This is a genomic window from Pseudomonas sp. 18.1.10 (genome assembly GCF_024655625.1).
Taxonomy (GTDB): Bacteria; Pseudomonadota; Gammaproteobacteria; order Pseudomonadales; family Pseudomonadaceae; genus Aquipseudomonas.
This window is the reverse complement of sequence record NZ_JANLGL010000012.1, coordinates 25,011-40,146: the sequence shown is the minus strand read 5'-3', so window position 1 is coordinate 40,146 and position 15,136 is coordinate 25,011. Positions and strand designations below refer to the sequence as shown.

Sequence of the window (15,136 nt, the reverse complement as noted above, 5' to 3'; positions counted from 1 at the left end):
GACCACAAACCCCGGCCATGTGCCGGGGTTTGTGTTTTCAGGCCTTAATCAAAGTGGACCATCGATATACTCAGAAGCCCATGCTGTGCGGATCAAGTCCAGCATCTGCTGACGACAGTCGGGATTCCAACCAGCTCGCTCCCTTAGCATCACGGCAAACTCGGGCAGCCTCGGCAGACTGGAAACACCCTCGAGGCTTCTCAAACCCAGCACCTGCGCAACATAAGGCAGCAACGTCACCCCCACACCCGCTTGCACCGCAGAGCGCAATGACATCAAGTCTTCCGATTCATAGACGCAGTGCCATTTTAGCCCGCACGCCTCAAGACTCCTGATCGCCAAACTGCGGAATCCACAAGGGGGCTTGAACAACACCAAGGGCACATCTTTCAAATCATCGCCTAAGCCGACCTGCGCACTGCCAAACCATTTAACCGATAACGTATGCCAAGGCGGCTCGCTCGCAACACCCAGATCATCTATAACCAGACATAAGTCGATCTCACCGTCATTTACGGCCTCCAACAACACGCCAGACCTTGCGACCTTTACCACCATCTGCGTAGATGGAAACTGGATGGCCATATTGGAAATGATATGCGGTAGCACACGTTCACAAAAATGCTCAGGCATACCCAGTACGACTGTTTCTCTTCTTTTTTCCTTTTCAAACAGCCCGCCTATCTTGTCGTTGCAAGCAACAATATCCTTGGCGTAGCCAAATAGCTTTTCCCCATCCAGGGTGAGCAGCACCTGACGCCTTTCCCTTACGAAGAGCTCGACACCCAGCAAGTCCTCGAGACGCCTGATCTGCTGACTGATCGCGGGCTGAGTCAAACTCAATGCTTGCGCAGCGCGCGTAAAGCTTTTGGTTTCACCCACCTTGATAAAACTGCGCAAGGACTGAACATCAAGATTGACCCTCATGACACACCACCCACCGAGGAATAACGCTTCGGAGTGTGGCAATTCCCTGCGGCACTTACAACTGACTGTTCGGCTAGGTAGAGATGTTACTCGCGTAGGAAGATCAAACTTAACGTGTACTCCTGTAATTCCTCCTACACCCTATGCAAACAAACGCGACCCTGAACTGCAGGAACCTCCATCACGAACAAGTGACAGCCTCGATAGGACGTCGTTAGCTCGCCTCGCCGAATGACGGGAATTGATTTCCAACGCACTGGTAAAAAAGAATGCGCCGCTCGTGAGCTCACCTAACACTGTAATTCTGTCGTCCACATAACCTAGCTGTTTAATCAGTCCGCCTGTTTCAGCAGAAACCCTGACACCCCCGAAGGGATCAACACTGGCGAGGCCCTGATGAAGCATATTTTGCACAATAGGGTTGTCGAACATTTTGACGTCACGAGGCGTACCAGTCGCAATAACCACTGCGTCATACTCGCAGCGACGAATACCTGAACAATCATCTACTACCAAGGTAAACCTCCCGTCACACTCCACCGCTTTAAGCTCACCCTTGAGGATCGACAATTGTTCCGCCTCAAGTAACACCTTTATTTTTACTGCATTCTCAACCGGAATGGAAACGCGGTAGATCATCCACCAACTTGAATAACCTAAAAATCTTCGCCTGTCCTCATCAGGCATTGCTGGCCAAATCAAATCAAGTACCGCATTGGTAGAATAAAGTACTGACTGCCAAAATCTGGGATATTGTGCCTGTTCGATTTCATCGCCCAGGAACTCAATAGCAGGCTTCTGGGCGCACTTGGATGACCAATCAATGGCGCCAATTGCCTCTCCACCGAAAGCCAACTCCTGCAACGTCCAACGCATCACATCTTCAAGTCGGACCACCCCACACCTAGAAATGCAAGACTTGACCGTCTCAGGCGTCAGAATTTTCGGCTTATAGCGTGCCTGGGTCCCACGAACATAGGGCAACGCACCGGTACGCGAATGCAATGTGATTGGCCCCACGTGCCCATTAGTGGTGAGCCCGATCAATGTATCGATGGCACTGAGCCTTGAGCCAACAATGGCCACACTTGCATGCTTTGGAATCAAGCGACATGTACGCCTTAGAGGGTAAGGACTGTTGAAAAAACCCTCTGAAGCCTCCAGATGCCGATACTCCAGACTTCGGGCATTACCGCAACTGAGTACCACGTGATCACTTGGAAAGGAAAGATTTCCTCTGGTTAAAACCACCACTTTCCCGTCGTGCGCAAAACTCAGGCTGACCGCCTCATCATGAACCTGAATCAATTGACAACCAAGTGCCACTGCCCTATTAACCAACCACCGAATCATATGCGCAAGATAAAGCCCAAACAGCGGCCGAGGTAGAAAGGACTGAGGCAATAATTCAACACCTGGAAAGTCATCCTCCCAAACCTCCCGATTATTCGATAACCATTTATAGAAATGCCCAGGCTGATCGGCGAAAGGCGAAATGAACTCAGCCCGAGTATTTAAAAGATTCGTGATGCAGTCCTCTGAATAGGCGAGCCCCCGCCCACATTGAGACTGCCTGTCAATTAAAAACAAAGAGACACTCGAGTAACAACCCGCCCTGCCGAGCCCCTCCAACAACGAATAGATAAACGCAACGCTCGATGCGCCACCGCCGATGATTGTAATCACGTTATTTGACATAACAGCCTCCCTTAAATCGAATTGATCACCCCGCTAACACCTCACAACGCCATCCAACTTCAAACCCCACAACAACCCGCAAAGCTAAATTAAAAAAACATCGCCCTTCATGCGCTTGCAATTAGCCGAGACAACAAATCCGCCTTCGATACACGGCACAATATCCCGCGCGATATCAATACCTGGCGCGACCTCATCCAAATAAATAACTCCATTACGCAACGAAAAAACAGCGCGCTCCGTCACAAACATTACGCGCTGACGCAACAACTTAGCGTAGCCTCCGTTAAATGTCAGGTGCGAAACATGGCGTACAAACTTCTTGATGCGCCCTTCCTGGACAATTTGCAGCCCCTCTGGACCCATTTCGACATTCAGCCCAGCAGCGGTTAAAGTTCCGCAAAATATAATGAAGCGCGCAGACTGTGAGATGTTTATAAAACCGCCAGCGCCCTGCAACTTGCTGCCAAACTGCGAGACATTGACATTGCCAGCGGCATCAACTTCAGCAAAACCCAAGCACGCCACATCAATGCCGCCGCCTTCATAAAAATCAAACAAGGCTGCCTGCTCGATCACAGCACTCGGTCGATAGCTGGCTCCAAACGACAATCCGAAAGCAGGCCTACCACCCACAACTCCAGACTCAACAGTAAAGACCTCGCTCCCCGGACTACCATTCTCTTCAGCCACTCGACCAATAACCGTGGGCATACCAATACCGAGATTGACTACTTGAGCGTTCTGCTGGCGAATTTCCTGTAGCGCGCGCTTGGCAATAATCCGCTCGGCACAGGATATTGCCCCCCTATCAGGTGTCTGAACTCCCGGACATATGAATTCGGAATTATAGACTTCGGCATAGGTTTGAGGATGTTCTCCGGGGCAAGACACGGTGACGTAGTCTACTAACACACCTGGAATTTTTACATGTTGTGGCTCTATCTCATGCCGCCCTACCAAGGCTTCAACTTGCACGATTACGGTGCCGCCGCAATTTTTAACAGCCATAGCCTGCGCGAGTGAGTCACTATAAGAAACCTCCCTCTCCATTGAGATATTTCCATCAGGATCGCAACAGGTACCTCTCAACAACGCACAATTAACGTCAAGCGCGGGATAGAAAAGTGTTGTCGCCCCCGCGACATCAACTCTTTGAACAAGCGGACCGCGCCCTCGATCATTCAAACAGCCCCCTTCATTATTAGGATCAACGAAAGTATTCAGCCCGATGCTCGATATTACCCCGGGCTTTTTGGCTGCGATGGCACGAAAGAGCTGGCTGATAACACCCTGCGGCCAGTTATGCGCCTCTATTTCGCCGCGCCGCGCCATCTCACCCAGTCGCGGAACCAACCCCCAAAAACCGCCAATCGCCCTGGCCACGAGCCCCGGCTTAGCAAATAGATCGACACCTCGCCCCTCAAGATCCCCAGAGGCCGAAGCAAATAGCAGACCAATTTGGCGCGGCCGCCCTTCGCGCTTGAAACGTTCACTGATTGCGTGCGTGAGACCATCTGGATGCCCGCAACTTCCAAAACCACCGGGGATGATTGTCCAACCGTCTTCGATCAAGTCCGCAGCTTGTTGCTCGCTAATGACTTTCATATGTCGGCCTCATGAGTTGAAGCAGCGCCTGCACTGTCCTCTGGTGACGTAACAACCTGAACGGGTTGCTCCCAAACAACCAGGAATGTACAACCTGTCATCGAACAGAGTTCATGCGAAGAACCGGGTGGATAAATCTGCAACACGCCCTCTGCATGAAGCCCCCTATCATCAAGCAGCTCACCCTTTAATACTAAAACCAACTCCCAGCCCAAGTGCATATGTCTTGGGGTAAAGGCCCCCGCATTGTAACGGACCAACGCTGCGGCGGGCCCTTGCGCATTTTGCCGAGCGTCATACAGATAAAATATCGAAACGCCCTCGCGACCATCAATTTGATAAGGCTCAAACTTTAAATTCTCAAGATCGTCGGTAGATAATCCACCGCCTAGCTTACTCATCTGAATGTCAAATATTTCGCCACTGCCTATCGTATGCATGACCGTTCTCCGGCTTGTCACGAATGAACTGTTTATCAATCATTTAGCGCGGGCATGATTCATCAAATAAACCCCAACCGCCGAAACAACAAACCCCACAATCGCAACCGTACTCGGCACTTCCCCCAACACTAGCGACGCCATAATCTGTGTGACCGCCGGAATAACATGAAACAAGTTAGTCGCCTTACTGGCCTCACCCCGTCGAATCATCAAATACAGCAGCGTCAGCGCCCCAACTGAATTCATCAACGTGATCCAGGCTACCGATGCTGCAAATGGTGCCCATTCAGTCACGCGCATGGTTTCGGTGGTGTAGGCCAGAAGCAACATAACCAGCGACGCGACAACCATCTGAATGAAGCAGCCCACCCATAGGTTAACGCCACCAAGAAAGCGCTTCTGATAGAGCGTGCCGAGCGTGATACCCAACAACGCCAGGCCCACTGCGCCGTACCCGCCTAATGACGCCTCGGAGCCGGAAAGGCTGCTGGCTACGACAATGACCACACCGCCGACACCCAGGATGGACCCCGGTAGGTCGCGCCAACTCAATTGCTCACCTAAAAAGCAATAAGCACCGATCACGACAAATACCGGCATCAACCCAACAATCAAGGCGGCTTGCCCTGCTGGAACGCCCTGACTAATGCCGGTGTACAAGCCACCGAACTGTAACGCCTGCAGAAGCAGCCCAACTGCAGCAGCGTGGAGGTAAGGCGTCAGCTTTTTCGGCCATTCAGCTTTAATCGCAAGTGCAACTCCCAGGAAAACCAGCGCCGCCAGGGCAAATCGGTAGAACGTCATGGTGAACGGCTCGCCATAACGGACGCCGAACGCGCCGCCGATGTAACCGGAGCTCCACAGCAGAATGAAGGCAATGGGTAGCGGCGAGGTGAGACGTACTTCGTAGCTTTTGTGGGCAACCGGACTCATGACACTCTCCAAATTGACTTGAAGAGGTAAACTGCGCCACGCCCTGGCATCCGTAAAATCATAAAATGTCAGGCTCATCATGCAGATTGCTTATGCAGACTCACTGAAGAAACCCAATCAAATGTGGGAGCTGGCTTGCCTGCGATAGCGGTGGGTCAGTTGCAACTGTGCCAACTGACAGACAGCCATCGCAGGCAAGCCAGCTCCCACATTTGACCGAGTTTCTCCAGCCACATCATCTTTGAGGCCGCTTATGACCTGGCAACCCCACATCACCGTCGCCACCATTGTCGAAGACAACGGCCGCTTCCTCATGGTCGAAGAACTCAAAGGCGGCCGCGCCGTGCTCAACCAGCCCGCCGGCCACCTCGACCCGCATGAAACCCTCACCGAAGCCGCCATCCGCGAAACCCTCGAGGAAACCGGCTGGGACGTCGAAGCCACCGGTATCGTCGGCATTTACCTTTACACCGCCCCGAGCAATGGCGTGACCTATCAACGGGTTTGCTTCATCGCCAAGGCCCTGAAACACCACCCTGACTCCCCACTCGACGAAGGCATCATCCGCGCCCGCTGGCTGACCCGTGACGAGTTGCTGGCCGTGCGCGAAGACTGGCGCAGCGAGCTGATTATCCGTTGCATCGATGATTATTTGGCCGGCCAGCGCCACAGCCTCGAATTGATCCGCCCTTCTCTTTAGCCTTGAAGGCCCGAGCCTGATAGAATCGCGTCCTTTTTCAAGACACCCGTTGAAACCCTATGCGTGATCCAGCCCCTTCTGACACACAAAAGAAGCGCGTCATCGTCGGCATGTCCGGCGGCGTGGATTCTTCCGTTTCCGCCGTTCTGCTCATGGAGCAGGGTTATGAGGTGGAAGGCCTGTTCATGAAGAACTGGGAAGAAGACGATGGAACGGAATATTGCACCGCCATGGACGACCTGGCGGACGCCCAGGCCGTGTGCGACAAGATCGGTATCAAGCTGCACACCGCCAACTTTGCCGCCGAGTACTGGGACAACGTGTTCGAGCACTTCCTGGCCGAGTACAAGGCCGGCCGCACGCCGAACCCGGACATCCTGTGCAACCGCGAGATCAAGTTCAAGGCGTTCCTCGACTACGCCATGATGCTCGGCGCCGACCTGATTGCCACCGGCCACTACGTGCGCCGCCGCGACATCGATGGCCGCACCGAACTGCTCAAGGGCCTGGACCCGAACAAAGACCAGAGCTACTTCCTGCACGCCGTCGGCGGTGAACAGATCGCCAAGACCCTGTTCCCGGTGGGCGAGCTGGAAAAGCCCGAAGTGCGCAAGATTGCCGAGCAACACGGCTTGGCCACGGCCAAGAAGAAAGATTCCACGGGAATCTGCTTTATCGGTGAACGCCGCTTCAGCGACTTCCTCAAGCAATACCTGCCGGCACAACCGGGCGAAATCAAGACCACCGACGGTGAAGTCATCGGCCGCCACCATGGCCTGATGTACCACACCATCGGCCAGCGCCAGGGCCTGGGCATCGGCGGCTTGAAAGACGCCGGTGAAGAGCCGTGGTACGTGCTGGTCAAGGACCTGGAAAACAACGAGCTGATCGTCGGCCAGGGCAACGAGCACCCATTGCTGTTCTCCGGCGCCCTGCTGGCTTCGGAAATCTATTGGGTCAATCCGATCGACCTGAGCACCCCGCGCCGCCTGACGGCCAAGGTGCGCTACCGCCAGAGCGACCAGCCGTGCACGCTGGAAAAGACCGCTACCGGCTACCGCGCCACCTTTGATGATCCACAACGCGCAGTCACCCCCGGCCAGTCCGTGGTGTTCTACGACGGCGAAATCTGCCTGGGCGGCGGCGTGATTGAAGTCGCGCAAGTCTGGAGCCAAAAGGCATGAGCCCGACCCAGGAGCAATTGACGGCATTGGGCGGGGTTTTCCTCGCCGCCGTCCTGGTGGACAAGATCGCCAAGACCGGCCAAGTCACCGAGGCGGGCCTGACCTGCATGCTCGGCAGCCTGCTGATCCGCGACCCCAAGGACACCCTGGAAGTCTACGGCGGCGACGATATCGCCCTGCGCGAAGGCTACCGCGCGCTGATCGGCGCCCTGGAGCGCGACCCCAGCACCTTGCAGCGCGAGCCGTTGCGCTATGCCCTGTCGATGCTCGGCCTGGAGCGGCAACTGGCCAAGCGCGAGGACATGCTGGAAGTCATCGGCAAGCGCCTGCCACAGATTCAATCCCAGGTGGAACACTTCGGCCCGGCCCACGAAAACGTGATCGCCGCCTGTGGTGCGCTGTACCAGGACACCTTGAGTACCTTGCGCCAGCGGATCCAGGTCCACGGCGACATGCGCAACCTGCAACAACCGAACAACGCCTCGAAAATCCGCGCCCTGCTCCTGGCCGGTATTCGTTCGGCGCGGTTGTGGCGCCAGTTGGGCGGTCATCGTTGGCAGCTGGTCATCAGCCGGCGCAAATTACTCAAAGAGCTTTACCCGTTGATGCGCAACGAATAAGTCGCAGCAACCGCATTTTTTCAAGCGTTACGCGTAATACGCCGGTCAGTTGGCGACGGACCGGCGGATTTTTTCATGTATGATACGCGCCCCATTTCGTTGCCCGACTGTCCGAGAACACCCCATGCAGCTCTCTTCGCTCACTGCGGTTTCCCCTGTTGACGGCCGCTACGCCGGCAAAACCCAGGCCCTGCGCCCTATTTTCAGCGAATACGGCCTGATCCGTGCTCGTGTTCTGGTTGAAGTGCGCTGGCTCCAGCGCCTGGCCGCTCACCCCGCCATCAGCGAAGTGCCGGCGTTCTCCGCCGAAGCCAACGCTGTGCTCAACACCCTGGCGGAAAACTTTTCCCTGGAGCACGCCGAGCGTGTGAAAGAGATCGAGCGCACCACCAACCACGACGTCAAAGCCATCGAGTACCTGCTCAAAGAGCAAGCGGCCAAGCTGCCGGAACTGGCCCAGGTCAGCGAGTTCATCCACTTTGCCTGCACCAGCGAGGACATCAACAACCTGTCCCACGCCCTGATGCTGCGCGAAGGCCGTGATGACGTGATGCTGCCGCTGATGCGCCAGACCGCCAACGCCATCCGCGAACTGGCGATCCGCTTCGCCGACGTGCCGATGCTGTCGCGCACCCACGGTCAGCCGGCCTCGCCGACCACCCTGGGCAAAGAGCTGGCCAACGTGGTGTACCGCCTGGAGCGTCAGATCGCCCAGGTCGCCGCCGTCCCGCTGCTGGGCAAGATCAACGGCGCCGTGGGCAACTACAACGCCCACCTCTCCGCCTACCCGGAAATCGACTGGGAAGAAAACGCCCGCGCCTTCATCGAAGACGAGCTGGGCCTGGGTTTCAACCCGTACACCACGCAGATCGAACCCCACGACTACATCGCCGAGCTGTTCGACGCCATTGCGCGCTTCAACACCATCCTGATCGACTTCGATCGCGATATCTGGGGCTACATCTCCCTGGGCTACTTCAAGCAGCGCACCATTGCCGGTGAAATCGGTTCGTCGACCATGCCGCACAAGGTCAACCCGATCGACTTCGAAAACTCCGAAGGCAACCTCGGCATCGCCAACGCCCTGTTCCAGCACCTGGCCAGCAAGTTGCCGATCTCCCGCTGGCAGCGCGACCTGACCGACTCCACCGTACTGCGCAACCTCGGCGTGGGCTTTGCCCACAGCGTGATCGCGTACGAAGCCAGCCTCAAAGGCATCAGCAAGCTGGAGCTCAACGCGCAGAAGATCGCCGCTGACCTGGACGCGTGCTGGGAAGTCCTGGCCGAGCCGATCCAGACCGTGATGCGTCGCTACAACATCGAAAACCCGTACGAGAAGCTGAAAGAATTGACGCGCGGCAAGGGCATCAGCCCTGAGGCGCTGCAAACTTTCATCGACGGCCTGGACATGCCAGCCGCGGCCAAGGCCGAGCTGAAACTGCTCACCCCGGCCAACTACATCGGCAACGCTGTAGAGCAAGCCAAGCGCATCTGATCATCGCAAGACCCTTTGAGACGCCCGGCCGCGCCGGGCGTTTTTATTCCAGTCTGAAAAGTGCTTTCTTTCAATAGGTTACACATGAATCCTGACATCCCTCTTCAACTTCTGGGCGGCATCACGGCACGGGAATTCCTGCGCGACTACTGGCAGAAAAAACCGCTGCTGATCCGCCAGGCCATCCCCGATTTCGAAAGCCCGATCGACGCCGACGAACTGGCCGGCCTGGCCCTGGAAGAAGAAGTCGAGTCGCGCCTGGTGATCGAACACGGCGAACGTCCGTGGGAGCTGCGTCGCGGCCCGTTCGCCGAAGATGCTTTCGGCGCCTTGCCTGAGCGCGAGTGGACCCTGCTGGTACAAGCCGTCGACCAGTTCGTGCCGGAAGTCGCCGAGCTGCTGGAGCAGTTCCGCTTCCTGCCAAGCTGGCGCATCGACGACGTGATGATCAGCTTTGCCGCACCGGGCGGCAGCGTTGGCCCGCACTTCGACAACTACGACGTGTTCCTGCTGCAAGCCCAAGGCAAGCGCAACTGGAAGATCGGCCAGATGTGCAACTCCGAAAGCCCGCTGCTGCAGCACGCGGACCTGCGCATCCTTGCCGAATTCGAAGAAAGCGCCGAGTGGGTACTGGAACCGGGCGACATGCTCTACCTGCCGCCGCGCCTGGCCCACTTCGGTATCGCCGAAGACGACTGCATGACCTACTCCGTAGGCTTCCGCGCACCGAGCGCGGCCGAAGTGCTGACCCACTTCACCGACTTCCTCGCCCAGTACCTGACTGACGAAGAACGCTACACCGACGCCGACGCCCAGCCGGTCAGCGACCCGCACCAGATCCAGAGCGACGCCCTCGACCGCCTGAAAAGCCTGCTGGCCGAGCACATGAGCGACGAGCGCATGCTGCTGACCTGGTTCGGCCAGTTCATGACCGAACCACGCTACCCGGAACTGGTGGCCGGCGAAGAACTGGGCGAGGACGACTTCCTCGGCGCCCTGCAAGACGGCGCGATCCTGGTGCGCAACCCAAGCGCGCGCATGGCCTGGTCGGAAGTGGACGACGACGTGCTGCTGTTCGCCAGCGGCCAGAGCCGTTACCTGCCGGGCAAGTTGCGCGAACTGCTGAAACTGATCTGCGCCGCCGACGCCCTGCACGCCGAAAACCTCGGCCCGTGGCTGGCGGACGAAGACGGCCGCGATCTGCTGTGCGAACTGGTCAAGCAAGGAAGCCTGGGGTTTGCCGATGAATAAGATTCACGTAAGTGTCGCGGACTGGCAAAAGGATATCGCCGAGATACGGCGCATTCGTGAAGCGGTATTTATCGCTGAGCAATCGGTTCCACCTGAGCTGGAATGGGACGCGGACGACGCTGATGCGGTGCATTTCCTCGCCTTCGAAGGCGACTTTCCGATAGGCACCGCCCGCCTGCTGCCCAGCGGCGAGATCGGGCGCGTGTCGGTGCTCAAGGATTGGCGCGGGCTTAAAGTCGGCGACAAGCTGATGGAAGCGGTGATTGGCGTGGCTGAGCAACGTGGCCAGGCCAAGCAGTTTCTCAGTGCGCAGGTGTACGCGGCGCCGTTTTATGAGCGGTTGGGGTTCAAGATCGTCAGTGAGGAATTCCTGGAAGTCGGGATTCCGCATGTTGATATGGTGCGCGGGGACTGATTCGAGACCGCGTCGCGCCTTTCGCGAGCAAGCCCGCTCCCACATTTTGACCGCACTCCAAGGGATGTACTCAGTCAAATGTGGGAGCGGGCTTGCTCGCGAAAGCTATTTCAGCAGCACCACAAATGCCCTGCCCTGCCAGGGCATTTTGCCGTCTACGATTCAACAAGCACCCCGCCCGGCCGACAAACTGGCACTATCAAGCCCAACTGACTCGCAGAGATAACGGACATGTCCCTACGCACCCTGCTCACCGCCCTCCTGCTGGCCACTAGCGTCTCGGCCATGGCCGACACCGAAGTGGTCAACCTGAGCAACCGCACCAGCGCAGACCTGCTGCCCGTCGCGCAGAACTTCATCGGCAAGGACGGCACCGTCAGCGCCTATGGCAACCAGCTTATTGTCAACGCCGCCCCCGCCAAGATCCAGGACCTGCGCGCCCTGCTTGCGCAGCTCGACACCCCGGCCAAGCGCCTGCTGATTACGGTCGATACCAACGAGAACAACCAGCAGAACAGTGGCGACAACCAGACCCGCATCATCAGCTACGGCACCGCCAGCCGCGACGGCGGCGTGCAGCAGATCCAGGCCAGTGAAGGCGTGCCTGCGCTGATCCAGGTCGGCCAGAGCGTTCCGCTGACCACCACCCAGCCGGACGCCTACGGCCGCCCGCAAAACCAGACCCAATACCGCAACGTGACCCAGGGCTTTTACGTGACGGCAAGCGTCACCGGCGAGACCGTTCACCTGGCTATCAGTACCAACCGTGACCGCATGAGCCAGGAACGTCCCGATGTAGTGAACGTGCAAAGTACCGACACAACCGTCAGCGGCCGCTTGGGTGAATGGATCCCCCTGGCCGGCATCAACCGCGAGACCCAGACCGACAAATCGTCTGGAACCCGCACCTACTCTACCCAGGGCCGTGACGACCTGACTTTGCGGGTCAAGGTCGACACCCTGAACTGAAGCACCAAAAACTGACTGATGAGTCGTCTTAGACTAAAGATGTAGTGCTTGAAAATAAGCACTACAAAACATTTGACGAGCCAAAAAAGCATGGGCATGATGGCCTCGCTCCCGCTAATCAGGGGCCCTGGCAAGGGCCTTCGGATCGCGCTCCAAGCTACCCACCCGAGCCGATTCGTGTCTGTACCGCCCACAAGGTGTGTTTGACGAGGTTGCGACTGGAACGAAGTTGTCCCGAGGGACGGAAGCTAACCAGGTAACCCGGCTACACACTGATGGATCGTACAAAGGCCCACGACGCCCGAAGACCGCCCGCAGTTCGCCCCTACCTGCTCAACTCCTCCTCTCGCCACTCGTTCATCCCGTCGCATTCCCCGCCAAACCCGACATGACCGCCTAAGCTTCTGGTCAGCGAGCAGCCCTGCCCACGCATCGATTGCACGGCTGGAAAACGGATCTTCTAAACAAGACGCGACGAGGTTTACTCCCATGGCACTGACACGCGAACAGCAAATTGCAGCCCTCGAAAAAGACTGGGCTGAAAACCCACGCTGGAAAGGCGTGACCCGCGCTTATTCCGCTGCTGACGTCGTCCGCCTGCGTGGCTCGGTTCAACCGGAGCACACCTTTGCAAAACTCGGCGCCGAGAAGCTGTGGAACCTGGTGACCCAAGGTGCCAAGCCGTCCTTCCGTCCCGACAAAGATTTCGTCAACTGCATGGGCGCCCTCACTGGCGGCCAGGCAGTGCAACAGGTAAAAGCCGGCATCCAGGCGATCTACCTGTCCGGCTGGCAAGTGGCAGCGGACAACAACTCCGCTGAATCCATGTACCCCGACCAATCGCTGTACCCGGTGGATTCGGTTCCAACCGTGGTCAAGCGCATCAACAACTCGTTCCGTCGTGCCGACCAGATCCAATGGAAAGCCGGCAAGAACCCAGGCGACGCTGGCTACATCGACTACTTCGCGCCAATCGTGGCTGACGCTGAAGCCGGTTTCGGCGGCGTACTCAACGCCTACGAACTGATGAAGAGCATGATCGAGGCAGGCGCTGCCGGCGTGCACTTCGAAGACCAACTGGCGTCGGTGAAGAAATGCGGCCACATGGGCGGCAAGGTATTGGTGCCAACCCAGGAAGCCGTACAGAAGCTCACCGCTGCACGTTTGGCGGCTGACGTTGCCGGTACACCGACCATCATCCTGGCCCGTACCGACGCCAACGCGGCTGACCTGCTGACTTCGGACTGCGATCCGTACGACCAGCCGTTCGTCACTGGCGAACGTACCCAGGAAGGTTTCTACAAGGTGCGCGCCGGTCTCGACCAGGCCATCGCCCGCGGCCTGGCCTACGCGCCGTACGCCGACCTGATCTGGTGCGAAACCGCCAAGCCAGACCTGGACGAAGCCCGTCGCTTCGCCGAGGCGATCAAGAAGGAATACCCGGACCAACTGCTGTCCTACAACTGCTCGCCTTCCTTCAACTGGAAGAAGAACCTGGACGACGCGACCATCGCCAAGTTCCAGCGCGAACTGTCCGCCATGGGCTACAAGCACCAGTTCATCACCCTGGCCGGCATTCACAACATGTGGCACAGCATGTTCAACCTGGCGCACGACTACGCCCGCAACGACATGACTGCCTACGTGAAGCTGCAAGAGCAGGAATTCGCTGACGCCGCCAAAGGCTACACCTTCGTGGCGCACCAGCAGGAAGTGGGCACCGGCTACTTCGACGACATGACCACCGTGATCCAGGGCGGCTCCTCGTCCGTGACCGCGCTGACCGGTTCGACGGAAGAAGAGCAGTTCCACTAAGCACCGCGTACACGGCCACTGCGGCCCCAAGGAAGACCTAACCGCAGTGCCGCACAAAGATCACGCCCCGACCTGTTCGGGGCGTTTTTTTTGCGCTGATAAAAATCCGACTGACACAACACAAATCAAAATGTGGGAGCTGGCTTGCCTGCGATAGCGGTGGGCCAGACACCCCCTTCATATCTGATGCACCGCCATCGCGGGCAAGCACGCTCCCACAAGGGAAATGCATTCAGTCAGGAGTTTTTTTGGCAAAACATTGATCCAGAGCGGTATTCGCTGCGAGCAGATCGGCTAAAAGATCCCCGTCAACAACTAAGCAGCAATCAAGCAAGTAACGACAACTTCCCCCGCCACACGCGAAACATTCGCTTAAACCCCACGCAAACAATATTCATTATCATTTGGCGCATGAAAACTTCGTTACCGCTTAAACAAAACACATTTGATTAAATGCCCGCTAATGCCCACCACACAAGGGTTGCAGCCCCATCGAGGTGCACTATGTCCTTATTCCATCGAATAATTTCGCTATAGGAATTTTACTTGCCCGGTGTTTAGCCATAAAATCACCGCGATTGATTGCAGTGCGACATATCGTCACTGCATCGTTACTTTTTTAAGCTCAGAGACCCTTGCTCTCTGTTAAGGACTTCCAGCATGACCGAAGCGACAGGACTCATGGCCCACAACTGGGGCTTTGCCATTTTCCTTCTCGGTGTTGTCGGCCTTTGCGCCTTCATGCTTGGCGTCTCCAGCCTCCTCGGGTCAAAAGCCTGGGGCCGCAGCAAAAACGAACCGTTCGAGTCCGGCATGCTACCTACAGGTGGCGCCCGCTTGCGGCTCTCAGCCAAATTCTATCTGGTCGCGATGCTGTTCGTGATCTTCGATATCGAAGCCCTCTTTCTCTTTGCCTGGTCTGTGTCCGTCCGCGAAAGCGGCTGGACCGGATTCGTCGAAGCTCTCGTTTTCATAGCAATTCTGTTGGCAGGCCTTGTCTACCTATTCCGAGTGGGCGCCCTTGACTGGGCTCCGGAAGCTCGTCGTAAGCGGCAAGCGAAGCTGAAACAATGAGGCT

Annotated in this window: 14 protein-coding genes; 9 read left to right on the top strand and 5 right to left on the bottom strand. The window is 57.1% G+C overall.

Annotation, left to right across the window (positions count from 1 at the left end; all coding sequences use genetic code 11):
• Positions 1-48: 48 nt before the first annotated feature.
• The 5 genes from NUV89_RS03880 to NUV89_RS03860 form a co-directional block, all read right to left on the bottom strand.
• Positions 49-927 (bottom strand): LysR family transcriptional regulator, encoded by an 879-nt coding sequence (locus NUV89_RS03880; protein ID WP_257780359.1) that lies wholly within the window; start codon positions 925-927, stop codon positions 49-51.
• A 141-nt stretch (positions 928-1,068) separates the two neighbouring features.
• Positions 1,069-2,625, bottom strand: a complete 1,557-nt coding sequence (locus tag NUV89_RS03875) for an FAD/NAD(P)-binding protein (RefSeq protein WP_257780358.1) — start codon at positions 2,623-2,625, stop codon at positions 1,069-1,071.
• A gap of 84 nt (positions 2,626-2,709) precedes the next feature.
• Entirely contained in the window at positions 2,710-4,233 is a 1,524-nt protein-coding gene (locus tag NUV89_RS03870; protein ID WP_257780357.1) for an acyl CoA:acetate/3-ketoacid CoA transferase, read from the bottom strand.
• Entirely contained in the window at positions 4,230-4,673 is a 444-nt protein-coding gene (locus NUV89_RS03865) for a cupin domain-containing protein (protein ID WP_257780356.1), read from the bottom strand. The genes NUV89_RS03870 and NUV89_RS03865 overlap by 4 nt, the downstream gene beginning before the upstream one ends.
• A 39-nt stretch (positions 4,674-4,712) precedes the next feature.
• On the bottom strand, positions 4,713-5,690 hold the full coding sequence (locus NUV89_RS03860) for a DMT family transporter (protein ID WP_257780355.1): 978 nt from the start codon (positions 5,688-5,690) through the stop codon (positions 4,713-4,715).
• A 172-nt stretch (positions 5,691-5,862) separates the two neighbouring features.
• On the opposite strand from NUV89_RS03860, the gene NUV89_RS03855 reads away from it, so the two are divergent.
• From NUV89_RS03855 to NUV89_RS03815, 9 genes are all read left to right on the top strand, one after another.
• Positions 5,863-6,309, top strand: a complete 447-nt coding sequence (locus tag NUV89_RS03855) for an NUDIX hydrolase (protein ID WP_257780354.1) — start codon at positions 5,863-5,865, stop codon at positions 6,307-6,309.
• A 59-nt stretch (positions 6,310-6,368) separates the two neighbouring features.
• Positions 6,369-7,493, top strand: a complete 1,125-nt coding sequence (gene mnmA, locus NUV89_RS03850; RefSeq protein ID WP_257780353.1) for a tRNA 2-thiouridine(34) synthase MnmA — start codon at positions 6,369-6,371, stop codon at positions 7,491-7,493.
• Positions 7,490-8,113, top strand: coding sequence for a high frequency lysogenization protein HflD (gene hflD, locus NUV89_RS03845; protein WP_017737157.1), 624 nt, complete (start codon positions 7,490-7,492; stop codon positions 8,111-8,113). Before mnmA ends, hflD begins: the two co-directional genes overlap by 4 nt.
• Positions 8,114-8,237: 124 nt before the next feature.
• Complete coding sequence (gene purB, locus NUV89_RS03840; protein ID WP_017737156.1) at positions 8,238-9,608, top strand: adenylosuccinate lyase; 1,371 nt, start codon at positions 8,238-8,240, stop codon at positions 9,606-9,608.
• 84 nt (positions 9,609-9,692) lie between these two features.
• Positions 9,693-10,859 (top strand): cupin domain-containing protein, encoded by a 1,167-nt coding sequence (locus NUV89_RS03835; RefSeq protein ID WP_017737155.1) that lies wholly within the window; start codon positions 9,693-9,695, stop codon positions 10,857-10,859.
• Complete coding sequence (locus tag NUV89_RS03830) at positions 10,852-11,274, top strand: GNAT family N-acetyltransferase (RefSeq protein ID WP_257780352.1); 423 nt, start codon at positions 10,852-10,854, stop codon at positions 11,272-11,274. The genes NUV89_RS03835 and NUV89_RS03830 overlap by 8 nt, the downstream gene beginning before the upstream one ends.
• Before the next feature lie 231 nt (positions 11,275-11,505).
• Entirely contained in the window at positions 11,506-12,243 is a 738-nt protein-coding gene (locus tag NUV89_RS03825; protein ID WP_257780351.1) for a secretin N-terminal domain-containing protein, read from the top strand.
• Positions 12,244-12,732: 489 nt separating this feature from the next.
• On the top strand, positions 12,733-14,058 hold the full coding sequence (gene aceA / locus NUV89_RS03820; RefSeq protein ID WP_017737152.1) for an isocitrate lyase: 1,326 nt from the start codon (positions 12,733-12,735) through the stop codon (positions 14,056-14,058).
• A 660-nt stretch (positions 14,059-14,718) separates the two neighbouring features.
• The gene (locus NUV89_RS03815) at positions 14,719-15,132 is read left to right on the top strand and encodes an NADH-quinone oxidoreductase subunit A (protein WP_003219575.1); all 414 of its coding nucleotides are present in this window, start codon (positions 14,719-14,721) and stop codon (positions 15,130-15,132) included.
• Positions 15,133-15,136 lie beyond the last annotated feature (4 nt).